General features: G+C 65.2%; 13 protein-coding genes, 2 tRNA genes and 1 pseudogene. 7 read left to right on the top strand and 9 right to left on the bottom strand.

Going from position 1 to position 14,707, the window contains the following annotated elements:
- Positions 1–10 precede the first annotated feature (10 nt).
- Complete coding sequence (locus WDA27_06265) at positions 11–1,531, bottom strand: cellulase family glycosylhydrolase (GenBank protein MFA5890537.1); 1,521 nt, start codon at positions 1,529–1,531, stop codon at positions 11–13.
- A gap of 299 nt (positions 1,532–1,830) precedes the next feature.
- On the opposite strand from WDA27_06265, the gene dnaB reads away from it, so the two are divergent.
- The 5 genes from dnaB (at position 1,831) to WDA27_06240 (ending at position 6,213) form a co-directional block, all read left to right on the top strand.
- Positions 1,831–3,192: a replicative DNA helicase gene (gene dnaB / locus WDA27_06260; GenBank protein MFA5890536.1), complete on the top strand. Its 1,362-nt coding sequence runs from the start codon at positions 1,831–1,833 to the stop codon at positions 3,190–3,192.
- Positions 3,193–3,265: 73 nt separating this feature from the next.
- Positions 3,266–4,240, top strand: a complete 975-nt coding sequence (locus tag WDA27_06255; protein MFA5890535.1) for a DUF4349 domain-containing protein — start codon at positions 3,266–3,268, stop codon at positions 4,238–4,240.
- 61 nt (positions 4,241–4,301) lie between these two features.
- Entirely contained in the window at positions 4,302–5,195 is an 894-nt protein-coding gene (locus tag WDA27_06250; GenBank protein MFA5890534.1) for a DMT family transporter, read from the top strand.
- Position 5,196: 1 nt separating this feature from the next.
- Entirely contained in the window at positions 5,197–5,409 is a 213-nt protein-coding gene (locus WDA27_06245) for a hypothetical protein (GenBank protein ID MFA5890533.1), read from the top strand.
- 114 nt (positions 5,410–5,523) lie between these two features.
- A complete protein-coding gene (locus tag WDA27_06240; protein MFA5890532.1) occupies positions 5,524–6,213 on the top strand; it encodes a hypothetical protein in 690 nt (229 codons plus the stop codon).
- A 3-nt stretch (positions 6,214–6,216) separates the two neighbouring features.
- Here the strand turns inward: WDA27_06240 and WDA27_06235 are convergent.
- The 4 genes and pseudogenes from WDA27_06235 to WDA27_06220 form a co-directional block, all read right to left on the bottom strand.
- Positions 6,217–6,287, bottom strand: a tRNA-Gly gene (locus WDA27_06235).
- 115 nt (positions 6,288–6,402) lie between these two features.
- Positions 6,403–6,963: pseudogene (dcd, locus tag WDA27_06230) on the bottom strand (dCTP deaminase).
- A 271-nt stretch (positions 6,964–7,234) separates the two neighbouring features.
- Entirely contained in the window at positions 7,235–7,654 is a 420-nt protein-coding gene (locus tag WDA27_06225) for a PIN domain-containing protein (GenBank protein MFA5890531.1), read from the bottom strand.
- Positions 7,651–7,956, bottom strand: a complete 306-nt coding sequence (locus WDA27_06220; protein MFA5890530.1) for a ribbon-helix-helix protein, CopG family — start codon at positions 7,954–7,956, stop codon at positions 7,651–7,653. The genes WDA27_06225 and WDA27_06220 overlap by 4 nt, the downstream gene beginning before the upstream one ends.
- Positions 7,957–8,096: 140 nt before the next feature.
- On the opposite strand from WDA27_06220, the gene WDA27_06215 reads away from it, so the two are divergent.
- Positions 8,097–8,168: transfer RNA gene (locus tag WDA27_06215), tRNA-Leu, on the top strand.
- A 313-nt stretch (positions 8,169–8,481) separates the two neighbouring features.
- Here WDA27_06215 and WDA27_06210 read toward each other — a convergent pair.
- From WDA27_06210 to WDA27_06195, 4 genes are all read right to left on the bottom strand, one after another.
- Positions 8,482–10,941: an RCC1 repeat-containing protein gene (locus tag WDA27_06210; GenBank protein ID MFA5890529.1), complete on the bottom strand. Its 2,460-nt coding sequence runs from the start codon at positions 10,939–10,941 to the stop codon at positions 8,482–8,484.
- Positions 10,942–11,083: 142 nt separating this feature from the next.
- A complete protein-coding gene (locus WDA27_06205; GenBank protein MFA5890528.1) occupies positions 11,084–13,192 on the bottom strand; it encodes a (Fe-S)-binding protein in 2,109 nt (702 codons plus the stop codon).
- A 135-nt stretch (positions 13,193–13,327) separates the two neighbouring features.
- A complete protein-coding gene (def, locus tag WDA27_06200; GenBank protein MFA5890527.1) occupies positions 13,328–13,840 on the bottom strand; it encodes a peptide deformylase in 513 nt (170 codons plus the stop codon).
- Entirely contained in the window at positions 13,840–14,364 is a 525-nt protein-coding gene (locus tag WDA27_06195) for an ACT domain-containing protein (GenBank protein ID MFA5890526.1), read from the bottom strand. The genes def and WDA27_06195 overlap by 1 nt, the downstream gene beginning before the upstream one ends.
- A 66-nt stretch (positions 14,365–14,430) precedes the next feature.
- Here WDA27_06195 and WDA27_06190 point away from each other — a divergent pair.
- On the top strand, positions 14,431–14,707 hold a 277-nt coding region (locus WDA27_06190; protein MFA5890525.1), incomplete at its 3' end, for a DUF192 domain-containing protein.

Genomic DNA, 14,707 nt, shown 5'->3' with positions numbered 1-14,707 from the left:
CAGAGTCCGTCTAGCCGGCCGGAGTTATCGTGACGAAGACGCGCGTAGCGCCTTCGTCCAACTTCAGCCGCAGTATCGGTGCTCCCGGTTCCGAGTCCACTGTCGCACCATCGACATCAACGGTGTAGCCGGTTGGGAACTGCCGTTCCGGAACGAATACCTCTGTGATCGATCCCTTTTCGAACGTACCCGTTCCGTCGGCGCGCGCCGGCGTGTATTCGAGGGTGAACTTCTTGGCTTCGCCTTCCCACGCGTAGGACAACGGGGTTCCGGCGACTGCGCGCGGATAAGCTCGCACGATCGCGTTCACACGGTTCTGAACGAGATTGTCTTCCGTGGGGGGCTTGCGCAGGTCCTTCACGATGCTCGAAGACGTGTAGTCCGGGTCATCTCCTTCGGGATTCCCCAGCGCGTACAGCCAGTAGGTCCAACTCGATCCGATCTCGTCCGCCATGTTTGCGACGCGATCGATGATCGGGCTCACGTCCTCTTCCTTCGTAGTGGTGAAGTGCCCGAACTCGCTAAGGATCAAAGGAATCCCGTACTTCTGTGCGTAGTCGGCGGCGTAGCCGAATTGCGGTCGTTCGCCGAGTTGCTCGCATCCTGGGTCCCCCGTTGGCGGCGTGCCGAACTGAAGCCCGAGGCAGTAGATGTGGTAGGAAAGGGCCGCCGGCCGCGTGCCGGGGTCCTCGAGCCAGGTGTTGGCCCCGAAGTCGAAGGTGACGTTCGGCTCATAGATAACGAACTTGTCGGGAGCCACTTCCTTGATTGCGTTCCCCATCCGCTCGGTGAAGGGCTGCAACATCGCTTTGTCGAACGCAGGGCAACCCGCAGGACTCGCGCACGACGACCACTGAGTCCCCGGGAAGGGCTCATTCATGATCTCGAACCCGAGGACGCCCGGGTGGTTCTTGAATCGGCCGGCCACATGGCGCCACGCGCTCTCGTAGTGATCCTGGAGGGGGGCACCCGCGACCTCTGCGTTCGTCCAGAAGTTGTCGAGCGCGCGCCACAACGCGGGGTTCCCGAAGTACTTCGCGGCGAGGTTCTCCGAGGCTGCCGTGCTCGGAACGCCGTCGTCCTCGGCCATCCAGTCGGGTACTCCGATCCCGTCGTACTTGTTGGCCCAAGCCGCCTGGCAGAAGTCGAGAAACACCGAGATCCCTGCGGCGTGCGCCGTATTCACGATCTTCTCGACTCCATCTAGGTACGCCTCATCGAAGGTGTAGGGCTCCGGCATGACGCCGGAGAGAAAGATGTCGAGGTGCAAGAGCGTGAGGCCGTTCGATGCAAGAAAAGCGGCGTCGTCCGCGTTGAACTCGGCGCTATGGACCTCAGAGGAGCGCTGGATGTTCATGAACGCAGTCCCGTGCAGAATGCGAACGCGTCCTTGGTCGTCTACGAAATAGCGGCCGGCCTGCTCGATCCCCGATGTCGCTGCCGACGGTGCTCCGATCGGCGCCAGCACGGCAACCGTGATCAGTGCCGCGACCATCAGGCAGAGCGGTCTCTTGCGTGTTGGAAGCTGCATTGCGGTGTCTCCTCTCGCGGGCTCCCTTCGTGATTCAACGCAGCGCCGGGGAATCCTCCAGACTCGGACCTTCGCGGCCCGGGGTTTTCCCGGTCTCGATTCTTCACCTTGACGTGCTCGCGACGTTCCCTATAATCGCGGCTGTTGTCTCACATGGCTTTTCTCTCGGTGGCCGCCTTCGGGCGGCCGTCAGTGTTTTTTGGGACCTGTGGACAACCTGTGGACATCGCTGGGGAACACGTGGTCAGCGCCGTGGACAACCTGTGGATGTCATACCCAGACGCTAAGGTCTGCGGCTGATGGCACAGGTCGCAGCGTTTCAGCGGACTCCGCCCCCAGGAGGGCGCGTTCCGCCGCATAACCTCGAAGCCGAGGAGTCGGTGCTCGGTTCCATGTTGCTGTCCAAGACGGCGGTCGGCGAGGCCCTGGAGATTGTTCGGCCCGACGATTTTTATCGAGAGGCGCACGCGACGATCTGTGCGTCGATCCGCGACCTGTTCACGCAGGGTGAACCCGTCGACGCGATCACGGTCTCGGAGGAGTTGCGCCGGCGAGGCAAACTCGAGGAGATCGGCGGCGGGCCGTATATCCACACGCTTGTGTCGTCGGTTCCGACGGCCGCCAACGCGACGTTTTACGCGCGCATCGTCGGTGAGCTTTCGACGTTGCGGCGGTTGATCGACGCGGCGACGACGGTCGCCCAGGAGGCTTACGAAGTCCCCGAAGACGTCGAGGGGATGGTCAACCGCGCTGAGGAGTTGATGCTCGGAGTTGCTTCCGGACGTATCCGGCAGGACTTTGTTCCGATCCGCGACTTGCTTGCCGAGAGCATGGACCACATCGAAGCGCTTGCCGCGCGCGGCGCGGAGATCACCGGAGTGCCGACGGGCTTCACCGATCTGGATCGGATGCTTGCCGGAATGCAGGCCGGGAACTTGATCCTGGTCGCCGCGCGCCCGGCGATGGGCAAGTCGGCGTTTGCCGTCAACGTCGCGCAGTACGTCGCGCAGACCGCGGAACTCCCCGTCGTCATTTTCTCGCTCGAGATGAGCTGGATGGAAATCGTCCAGCGCATGATCTGTGCCGAGGCGCGCGTGGATACAAACAAGATCCGCACCGGACGCATGAACGAGGCAGACTGGCGACGCGTGTCTCACGCGGTCGGTCGGCTCGCGGAAGCGCCGATCTTCATTGACGACACGCCGTCGATCGGAATGGCCGAGATCCGCGCGAAGTGCCGCCGGCTGAAGGACAAGTTCGGACTCGGATTGGTCGTCGTGGACTACATCCAACTTATGACGTCGCCGCGGCGGACCGAGAACCGCGTCCAAGAGGTTTCAGAGATCTCGCGCTCGATGAAGATCCTCGCCAAGGAACTGAGCGTTCCCGTCCTGGCGGTGTCTCAGTTGTCGCGTCAACTCGAGCAACAGGGATCGACACCGCGCAAGCCTCGTCTGGCCGACCTTCGCGAGTCCGGCGCGCTCGAGCAGGATGCCGACGTCGTGATGTTTGTCTACCGGGAGGACTACTACAAGCCCGACAGCGAGCGTAAGGGCGAGGCCGACATCATGCTGGAGAAGCACCGCAACGGCCAGACCGGCACCATCACCCTTGCCTTCCTGGGGCAGTTCACCAAGTTCGAAAACCTGGCGCGCGTCTAGGCGCCGGGTTGGTTCGGAACCCAATCCGGGTCTTCCCCGTCAAAGGTGAAGACGTGCGATCTGGAGGTGCGCGATGAGACCGAAGCTGTCACGACGCACGAGGTACGGTGCGCTCATTCTGATCGTTGTGCTCGGGTCGGCGTATGCCGCCGGCTCGCTCGCGCAACGCGACTCGGCGGTTCCCTCTTCTGCGAGACTCAAGTTTGTATCCGGCGGCGGAGGCAGTGGAGACACAGGGGTCTTAGCGCCGCAATTGGCACCCGCGGCACCGGGCTTTTCCCTCGAGGGGGCTCCCGTATCCGACCAGAAGAACGCGGTCACAGCCGTTTCAGGGGGCGCGATTGCCGGGTTCGACGAGCGAGTGATGCGCACGGCCGATATGTGGGTTGAAGTCCCAAAGAAGTCCTTCTCTCGCACCTGGGACGCGGTGTATGCGATCGCCAAGGACGTCGGTGGCCAAGTGCTCAGCGCCAACCGCGGTGACGTGGGTGGTCCGGTTCCGCTTCAGGAAGAGAGCGACCAGGTTGCCCGCGGCGATATCACGATGCGGGTTCCTGCGGAGCGCCTGGAGACCGCGCTGAGGAGACTGCGCGAAGTCGGCTTGGTCCGTTCGGAGTCGACGTCGTCGGAGGACGTGACTCAGCAGTACGTGGACTTGCAGAGCCAACAGCGGCATCTGCGCGCCGAAGAGGTAGTTCTACTGCGGCTCTTCTCCAAGGCGAAGTCGATCGGAGACACGCTCGCCGTACAGACGCGTCTGTCGGAGGTGCAAGGGCAAATCGAGCAGATCACCGGACAGATCAAGTACATCGACGCCCGCACGGACTACAGCATGGTGTCGGTGCACCTTGGTGAGCCGGGAGCGATTCCTCGCGACGAGACCGGACCGTCGTTCGCCAAGGCGTGGGAGACCGCGCTGGACGGTTTGGTGCGGATGGGTACGGGTGCGTTGATCCTGGGCGTGTGGCTCGGTCCGTTCGCGGCGCTGGTTATCGTGATTTGGGGCGCGCGCCGGATGCGCAAGCCGACCGCTTCCCGCGACGCCTGACCGGCGCGCGCCGGGTGCGCGCACGACTAAAGTGAAGGCCCCGCTTTGCGGGGCTTTCACTATGCGGATACGAGCCGGATACCTAGAGGTTTTGGCCTGCACGCTCACGTGGGGCACGATCGGTTCGATCGTCAAACACGTGGACGTCCCGGCCGCCGTTATCGTCTTCGTGCGACTGATCCTCGGGTTCGTCGTCGTCGTCGGGTACATGGCAGTTCGCGGCCGCCTCGCGCAGCTCCGGCCGGGCGCGCGCCCGTGGCTCCTCGCGTCGACAGGGGTCGTCCTGGCCGCGCATTGGGTGCTGCTGTTTGAGGCGTTCCAGCGGCTCACTGTGGCTTCGACGATCCTGATCGTCTACCTCGGTCCCGTACTGATGGCCGTTGCCGCACCATTCGTTCTGCGAGAGCGTCTTCGCGCCGTGTCGGTCGGCGCGCTCGCGCTTGCCTTCGGGGGGATCGCACTGATCGCCGTCCCCGATCTCGGGGGAATCGATCGGTTGGGGCTCGCATTCGCGCTTTGCAGCGCGGTGCTGTTCGCCTTACTGATGTTGGTGGGCAAGATCCTGAGTGGGCATTACGAGCCCGCGGCGATCGTCGTGTGGCAACTGGGCGTGGCGGCGCTCGTGCTTACGCCGGCTCTTGCGCAGGCGCGCGCTACCGACTTGCGATCGAACGCTCCGGTGCTGCTTCTCCTTGGAGTGGTGCACTCCGGGATCCTGGGCATCGTGTTCTTCCACGCGATGAGGGCGTTGCAGGCGCAGCAACTCGGAGTCCTTCTATACCTCGAACCGGCCTCAGCGGTGCTGTACGCGTGGTGGCTGCTGGGCGAGCGGCCGGGATTGAACACCTTCGCCGGCGGGGTCCTGATCGTTGCGGCCGGGATCATCATTATCCTCGGCGATCGGGTGACGGCCGTATCGGCGGGAGCATCGGCTCCCGCCGTGGAGGTGACCTAACGTGATGCCTCTTCCGCAGTTGTTCGCCGAGTTGGTCATGGCTCTGGGCGGAGCGCTGTTCGCTGCCAACGCGTGGGCGCTGTTGCGCCCGCGCATTCGGCCGGATGCCGACGATGCCCCGCGGCCGCGCGCGCGCGGACGTGTCCTCGCGAACCTGTTCATAGGCCTTGTCGTCTTGGTGTGGGGCTTCGCCTCTTTCGTCGCGAGTTCTTAGGTGCAACTCCCCTGTTTTGCTCGTTTCACCCGGTTTTGCTCCGGCAGGGTCGGGCCTGTATCGCGTCGAAATCTAGCGGGACGCGTCTTCAATAGAACTCTGAAAGGAACCACGATGCGGTATCGCTGGCTGATGGGAGCGTTTGCGCTCACCGGCATGCTTTCCTTCTCCCCGGCAGTAGCCGGTCCGTACGAGACGTCGTTCGTGGCCGCCAACGGCGTTGCCGTCGCTGGGAAGATGGCCGGCGGCGGCGCGGTCTCCGTCTCGCTGCTGCGGCTCGAAGGTGTCGACGCATCCGGCATGGCTTCGGCGGTCCCGAACCCGCAACCGCCGGACTACCAGACGTACGCAGATCTTCCCGCGACGGTTTCTCCCGGCGCGCGCTACGTAGGTTGCATCAGCGTGACGGTTGATAGCCGGGTCGATAGCGGTTGCTCGCTGTTGGTGCCGATTACGCTGAACATCTCCCCCGGGATGAGCGATGCCTCCGTCAGCTTCTCTGTGAAGTCCCAGGCCCCCGGCCGGCAGATCGTTGCGAATCTCCTTCTGACCGGCGGCACGGCGGTGGGGCCGTCCGAGGACTTCGTCCCGGCCTTCGATCCGGCCAGCCCGCGGACCTTCGCGGCCTACGGAACCGCGACCCTCTCCCGCGACGCGACGATTATCGGAACCGTGAGATCGGACGAGGTCGGCGGTGGAGCGCTCGGTACGGTGGACGCCATGATGTGGCAAGGCCTCGTTGGGAAACTTGCCGTCGACACCAACGAGTTCGTTTGTCGACCGAAATTGCCCTGCGACGTGTAGCGGAGCGGATGAGGGGAATCGGACCCCCGTCTAGAGCTTGGGAAGCTCTCGTTCTACCATTGAACTACATCCGCGATTAGATCTTCGACGGCCCAATATACCTCAGGCTTTGCGAGGCTTTCTCTTCGGTTCCGTTTTGCCTGTGCTCGGCTTTGAGACCTTCTTGGGCGCGCGCACCGTGGTCGCGCCGGAGAGCTTCGCGAAGTCCATGTAGAAGCGGCTGGCCGTCGGACCGCGCTGCCCTTGGTACTTCCCGGTCGACCCGTACGGTCGCTCGGCGGGCGAAGTCATCTGGAACATGCACAACTGTCCGATCTTCATCCCGGGGTAGATCGTGATCGGCAGGTTCGCCACGTTGGACAACTCGAGCGTGAGGTGGCCCGACCACCCGGCGTCAACGAAGCCTGCGGTGGAGTGGATTAGCAGGCCGAGGCGGCCGAGTGAGGACTTGCCCTCCAGGCGCGCGACGAGGCTCGTGCCGAGCGTGACCTTCTCGAAGGTCGAGCCGAGCACGAACTCGCCGGGGTGCAGGATGAAAGGCTCGTCCGGGCCGACCTCCACCAACGACGTGAGTTCCTCCATCGGCTTGCGCACGTCGATGTAGGGGTACCGGTTGTTGACGAATACGCGGAACGACGAGTCCACGTGCAGGTCGATGCTCGACGGCTGGATCATGGCGTCGTCCAGCGGGTCGATCTTTAGGTCGCCGGCAACGATGGCTTTGCGGATGTCACGGTCCGACAGGATCAAGCGGGCTCCTTCCCCCGAAATGCCGGGACATTATGCCGCACGCGCGCGCCACTTCGGCGCGCGCGGCCACCGGCCGCCGGTTCTGGTGTGGGATGAGCGACACATGTGACGCCGAATCGACACCAGAACGGGGGATCCGGCCCTGCGTCGCCGTGACTTGATCCTCCTTCGAGCCCGGCGCGCGCGCCGCCACCGGCCGCCGGTTCTGGTGTGGGATGAGCGACATACGTGACGCCGAATCGACACCAGAACGCGGGAGCGCGCGCGCCGTTCAACCGAGGATCTCGAACGCGCGCGCGCGCCCGGGCCCGAAGCGGTACACGGCGAAGTCGCGGTCGAAGGACGCCGCGCGCGCGCACCCGACGCGCTCCATCACCGCGAAGCTCGCGCAGTCCACCAAGTCGAATTCCTGGTCCTGCCATAGCTCGGCGATGGCGCGCGCGCGCTCGAGGTCGGGAAGCGACACCGCCTCGATGGTCAGCGGCGTGTGCGCGAGCGATTGCCAGAACCGCAGGGCGCTAGCGAAGCCCTTGCGCGCGCGAAGAACGTGCCAGGCTTCGACGAGGACGTGGTCGGTCGTGAACGGGCCTTGCGTCTCGGTTTCCCGAAGCAAGCGGACGGCTTTGGCGTGCGCGCGTTCCGACGGGAGCGCGCCGGCCACGAGCACGTTGGCATCGACGAAGACGCTCACCGCTTCGTCGCTCGCTTGCGCGCCGGCGGGGCGGTTTCGCGGGCGTGGCCCGCCGCGAACGCTTTCGCAACCTCGCCCTTCCAGTCCGAGACGACGTCCGTCGGCTCGTCGTCGGACTCCCCCGCAACTCCGATGAGCGCATCCCAGGTCTTTGCGTCGTAGCGGGGGGCTTGCTTCGAGACGTGGTCGTTCACGATGCGGCGCATCAACTCGGCGAGCGAGATCCCGCGCGCGGCCGCCTCAGCGATCAGCGCCGCGTGCTGCTCGGGGTCGAGATACACCTGGGTTCGCTGATACCGCATGATGGCAACATCATAACATCAGTCACCAACGACCATGCATCGCCTCTCGACGTCCTTGTCGCGTCGTCCTGAGCCGAGTTCTCCCGATCTTCCCGGACGTGCTCCGCTCCTGGCGCGCGCCTACGTTTTCGCACGGCGGTGGGCCCGTGGTGTAGCCGGTAGCACGCGCCCCTGAGGAGAGCGAGGCACGAGTTCGAGTCTCGTCGGGTCCACCCCTCAACGACTTTGTTGGGGGACCATCGCCGGAGTGGTGAACAGGGATAGCCGCTCTGCCACCCGGCTCTTGCATTTGCGCGGACGCGTGAGAAGATGAAGGAACTCAGGGGCGCACCCGTACACCACGGGACACGTCAAACGCGAAAGAGCGAGGCTAAGCCTCGCTCTTTCGTACTGAGGCCGGTGCGACCCCACTCGGCGGACTCGGTCGCCGCCTTCTGGCCGACCCCGACGGACTGCGCCAACAACTGCGCGATGACCATGACCCACGGCGGCTCGTGTTGGCAAGGCCCGCCGGCGCCCTGCGGGCTACGTCCAGACAACGCCCACCGGCAGGGTCCGGTATCCGGCTTGCCCGTCTCCGAGCTGGCCGTACGAGTTGTCTCCCCAGCACAACATGTCGCCGGCAGAGGTGATCGCGCAGGTGTGCACGTCACCGGCCGCGATCGCGGACGCGTCCGCGATTCCTGAGAGCGTGACGGGAGTCCGACGATCGCTCGTCGTGCCGTCGCCGATCTGACCGCTGTCGTTGTATCCCCAGCAACGGACTGCGCCGTCGGTGACGATCGCACACGTGTGGGCGGCCCCGGCGGCAATCGCCCTCGCGTCACTGATGTTCGTCACGGCGACCGGAGTGAGACGTCGAACGGCCCTTCCGTCGCCGAGTTGGCCGAGCCAGTTGTCTCCCCAACAGCGGACTCCGCCCCCCGACAGGACTGCGCACGTGTGCACTGCCCCGGTCGCGATTGCGATGGCATCGTCGATCCCCTCAACCGCAACGGGAGTCCAACGTGGTGTGGTGGTGCCGTCCCCGAGCTGGCCGGACCAGTTGTTTCCCCAGCAGCGGACGGCGCCGCTCGATAGGACCGCACAGGTGTGACTCCATCCGGCTGCGAGCATGGTGGCGTTGGTGATGCCGGCCACCGCGACGGGGATGGGGCTATCTGTCCGAGTGCCGTCCCCGAGTTGCCCTTCGTTTTCTCCCCAACAGCGGACCTCGCCTCCCGTAATGATCGCGCAGGTGTAGTTTCCCCCAGCGACCAGTGCGGTCGCACCCGTGATTCCCGAGACCGCCACCGGAGTTCCACTGTCGGTTGTGGTGCCGTCCCCGAGCTGGCCCGACGAATTGAGCCCCCAGCAGCGAACCCCACCGCCGGTGACGATCGCACATGTGTGGGCATTGCCGCCCGCAAGCGCAATCGCATCTTCGGTACCGGGAACCTCTGCCGGAATGAAGCGGTGCGTCGTGGTGCCGTCACCGAGCTGGCCCCACCAGTTGCTCCCCCAGCAGCGAGTACCTTCTCCTGAGATGACGGAGCACGTGTGCGCATCGCCACCTGCGACCGCGACGGCGTTGGACATCCCCGGCACCTCAGTTGGCATCCAACGGTTTGCTGTCGTGCCGTCGCCCAGCTGGCCGTCGAAGTTGCTCCCCCAGCAGCGCAGACCGCCGGAAGCGAGCGCGCAGGAGTGAGATGCCCCGGCAGTCACTGCGACCGCGTCGGCGATGCCCGCGACGCTGATCGGGGTCAAAGCGTTGGTCGTCGTGCCGTCGCCGAGTTCGCCGAGGGTGTTCCGTCCCCAGCACCGGGATGTGCCCGACACGATCGCGCACGTGTGGCCGTATCCGGCGGTGATTGCGGTTGCATCGGTCACGCCGGAGACCGCGACCGGCGTGTAGCGGCGGGTCCTAGTGCCGTCGCCGACCTGGCCGACGCCGTTTGCCCCCCAGCAGCGCACCTCTCCGCCGGAGACGATGGCACACGCGTGGTCGGTGCCCGCAGCGACCGCCGTTGCGCCGGGCATGTCTCGGACTTCCGTGGGGGTGTCACGGGAACCGTTCGTGCCGTTGCCGAGACTCCCGCTGAAGTTCGCTCCCCAGCAGCGCACCTTGCCTCCGGAGACAACCGCGCACGTGTGCGAATCGCCTGCGGAGATCGTCGTCGCGTCCGTGATGCGGACGACCGAGACAGGGAGGGAATGGTTGACCGTGCCACCATCGCCAAGCTGGCCGTACGAGTCGCTTCCCCAGCAACGCACGACGCCGCCGGAGACGATCGCGCACGTGTGCTCGTATCCGGCGGTGACAGTCGTTGCATCCTTGATGCCTGATACCGTGACCGGGGTCCTGCTGTCGGTTGTGGAGCCGTCCCCGAGTTGGCCGGCGTCGTTCTTTCCCCAGCAGCGAACTTCGCCGCCGGAGACGATCGCGCAGGTGTGTGCGCCTCCGGCAGCGATCGCCGTCGCATCCGTCACGTCGGAAACCGCGACCGGAGCGAGCCTGCGGGCCTTTGTGCCGTCTCCTAACTGACCGGCCCAGTTGCTGCCCCAGCAGCGCACTCCACCGTCTGCCAGCGCGCAAGTATGGGAGGTTCCTGCTACGACCACGATCGGCGCGCCGGGAGGAAGTACCTCGACGGTGTGCGGAGCGCTGCGGCCCAACTCGATCCCGATCGCGTTTCGCGCGACGGCAATCAGTGAGTGCGTCCCGAGATTGGCGAATGAGACCAGGGCTCGGTAGGCGCCGTCGGTATCGGTCTCACCGAATGCTATTGGTATGTCGTCGAGTTGGATCTCAATTCTCTGTGCAGGGAACTGGGCTTTCGTGACGATGGACAGCCGGCCGGCGATGGTCGCCGAACTCCCGACCGAGACCCGCGACGGGCCGCCGAGCGTCAAAGAAGTCGGAACCGGCGCTTGCGCCGCGGCCGGCACCCCCGCGGAAGCGATCACGCACAGTGCCAGAGCAACCGACAGTCGTTTCCGCATCTCTTCCCCCCCCGCGTGATCCGTCACGCCATGCATCAGGCTTTCGCCGACGATTCTCCGACTCCTGCCGTTTGCGGGGTAATCGCTTTGACGCGAAAGAGCGAGGCTTAGCCTCGCTCTTTCGTACTGAAGCCGGCGTGCGCTACTCGGCGGACTCGGTCGCCGTCGCCGCCTTCTGGCCGACGCCGACGGACTGCGCCAACAACTGCGCGATGTCCATGACTTTCAGGTCTTCCGACGCTTTGCCCTTCGACGCCAGTTCCTTGGCCGCGTCGTCCATCATGGTCGCGCAGTAAGGACAGCCCACCGCGACCACATCCGGGTTGGTCTCCAGCAACTGCTCCATGCGCTCGATGTTGACGCGCTTGCCGATGGACTCTTCCATCCACATGCGCGCGCCACCCGCACCGCAGCAGAAGGTCTTCTTCCCGCTGCGTTCGGGCTCCGAGGTCTTGACGCCGGGGATCGAGTCGATGACCTTGCGCGGCTCGTCCACGACGCCGTTGTGGCGCGCGAGGTAGCACGGGTCGTGATAGGTGATCGCCGCCGCTGTTTCCTTGGAGGGCTTGAGTCGTCCTTCCTTCACCAGGCGCGCGAGCAGCTCGCTGTGGTGGATGACCTCGAACTCCCCGCCGAACTGCGAGTACTCGTTGCCGAGAGTGTTGAAGCAGTGCGGGCATGCGGTGACGATCTTGCGCACGCCCTTGGAGTTGAACAGCTCGATGTTGGCCTTGGCCATCTCTTGGAACAAGTACTCGTTGCCGAAGCGGCGCGCGGGATCGCCGGTGCAGGTCTCTTGCGGGCCGAGCACCGCGAAACCGATCCCGGCTTCCATGAGCAACTCGGCGAGCGCGCGCGTGGTCTTTTGCCCGCGGTCGTCGAAGGCGCCGGCGCACCCGACCCAGAACAAGTACTCGGCGTCGGCCGGCATTTGTCCGTTCAGCACGACCAAGCGATCCTCGATCCCCTTGGCCCAGTCAAGGCGCTGACTGGCCGGCGCGCCCCACGGGTTTCCGGAGTTCTCGAGGTTGCGCAGCATCAAGCCGCCCTCGTGCGGGAACGCGGATTCCATCATCACTTGGTAGCGACGCATGTCCACGATCGTGTCCACGTGCTCGATGTCCACCGGGCACTCGTAGGTGCATGCGCCACAGGTCGTGCACGCCCACAACACGTCCTCGCTGAAGACGCCGGGAACGAGCGCCTTGTTCATCACGTGCTCGGGGTCTTGGCCTTCCGGCGACGCCGGGTCGAAGGCCTTCTTGCCGAGCAAGTAGTCGCCCTTGGTGAACATGTCGTCGCGGATCCCGGTGATGATGAACTTCGGGTTCAGCGGCTTGTCGGTGTTCCACGCCGGGCAGACCGACTGGCAGCGCCCGCACTCGGTGCACGTGATGCCGTCGAGCAGTTGCTTCCAGGTGAGGTGCTCCAGCTTGCCGGCGCCGAAGACGGTGTCCTCGGTCATGTTTTCCATGTCGATCTCGATCGGCTGCAGCGCGCCGAGCGCGAGCGGCTGGCGGCCGAACGCGACGTTGATCGGTGCCGTGAAGATGTGCATGTGCTTGGAGTTCACCACGATCACGAGGAACGAGAACACGACCGCCAAGTGCGCCAGCAGCGCGACGTCTTCGATCCAGCGCAGCGCGTTGTGACTGAGACCGGCCATGGTGATCCCGATTCCGTGCGAAACGAACGCACCGGTCGGGTACGGCAAGGTGTCCAACGCGAAGCGCGCGCCGCGCGCAACCGCGACGGTCGCCACGACCATGAAGATCATGAACAAGATGAAGTACGCCTGTCCGAGGTGGCTGCCGTAGAAGCGACTCTTTCGCTCTAACTTCTTCGGTGCGTTGCGCACGCGGATGATCGCAAAGCCGATCAGCGCGAGAGTGACGAGGGCGAAGAACGAGTCCTGGACGAAGCCCATCCACTCGCCGTGGAAGATCCAAGGAAGCTTGAACTCCGGATCGAACAACTCGCCGACCGATTCGATCAGCGTCACCTGCACAACCAAGAAACCCCAGAATGTCAGGGCATGCAGAAGGCCCGGAAACGACCACTGGAAGAGCTTCTTTTGCGCAAGGACTTTGACTAGTTCGGCCTTGATCTTCACCGGCACGTTCTTTGAGCGTCCCGGGTCGGGACGTCCGCGGCGAAGAAGCTCGACGACTACGCGGATTCGGCGCGACGCGAGTCCGAGCGCGCCGAACATGATGGCGAATCCTAGAGCGATACGTACCCCGTCTGGCATCGCGGGTATCTCCTCAGATGGTCTTGTTTTCCAGGCGACGCGAAGCGTCGACGTTCGCGGCGATTATAGGTTCCGGGTCGCGCACCTGTCGTTTCGGGCCGCCGGAAACCGAGTGATGTGATCGGGAAAGGAGCGTCAGCCGGAAGGAGGCGCGTAACGCTTGCGTCCGAACACGTCGGCCGTGAGCGAGGCGACGCGGTCGAGGAACAACAAGCCGTCCAGGTGGTCGATCTCGTGTTGCAGCGCGCGCGCCTCGAAGGCGTCGGCCGCGATCTCTTGTTCGACGCCGTCCGGGGTGACGCCGCGCACAACGATGCGCTCAGCGCGCTTGACGTTGCCCGTGAAGTCCGGGACGCTCATGCAGCCTTCGCGCGTGAGCTCGGCGCCGTCGCGCTCGACGATGAGGGGATTCAGCAGCACGACCAGGCCGTGGCAACTGATTGATTTCCTGTGTCCGGTCACGTCCATGCAAAAGGCGCGCGCCCCAACTCCGATCTGCGGCGCGGCCAGACCGACGCAGGCCGGTGACGCGAGCATCGTGTCGACCAGGTCGCGCGCGAGTGCCTCGGCTTCAGGACCCGGCGCGATCTCGGCCGCCCGCTGCTTCAGGACCGGCGCGGGGTACCGGACGACGGGACGAACGGCCACTACAGCGTTTCCGCTTCGATCGGCCGCATCGAGACGTCGACGCCGACCTCCGCTCCCACCCGAGCCAGCGCGGCCTCGACGCGCGCGGCGTCGCCGGGAATCTCGACCTCGAGCAGCATGACGTAGACGGGCGGGTCGCCTTCGATCACATGGGTGGCGAGGTCTTGGATGTTCACGTTCTCGGAAGCCAGCGTCTCGGAGACGCGCGCCACGATCCCGGGGTGGTCCGCTCCGTAAACGCTGACGACGAACGGGTTCCCGCCCGGGGTGGCGTGCGCGGCCTCGGCGACCGGGCGCACCGTCACCATCAGGTCCAACCGGGTGGCGGGTTCGGCAAGGGCAGCCTCGAGCGCGGCAGGATCTCCCCCCTCGGGTGTCGCCACGATGAGCACCATGGCGAAGTGCCCGCCGAGGATCGCCATGCGGGAGTCCTCGATGTTGGCCCCGAAGGAGAAGAGAACCTTGGTGACGGCGGCGACGATTCCGGGGCGATCGACGCCCACTGCGGTGACGGCTACATGCATGGCGGCACCGTACGAGGGCGGCCCGATGCCGTCAACGAGTCACGCGGCGCGCGTAGGGTAAGAACCGTGCGACGCGTGGTGATGGCGGTGTTCTTGGTCGTGGTGATGGCCGGGTGCGGGCGCGCGCCCGAAGGCCGGACGGTGATCCGCTTCGACTCCGGCGGCCGCGGGGCCAGGTTCACCGTGGAGGTGGCGCGCACGCTCGCCGAGCAAGGCACCGGCCTGTCGGGCCGCACCAACGTTCCGACCGGCACCGGGATGCTGTTCGTGTGGCGAGACGTCGCGCCCCGCGAGTTCTGGATGAAGGACACGCTGGTCGCCCTCGACCTCGTTTCCATCCGAG

Source organism: Actinomycetota bacterium, assembly GCA_041658565.1.
In the GTDB taxonomy this organism is placed as follows: domain Bacteria; phylum Actinomycetota; class AC-67; order AC-67; family AC-67; genus JBAZZY01.
This window is presented reverse-complemented; position numbering and strand designations above follow the sequence as displayed.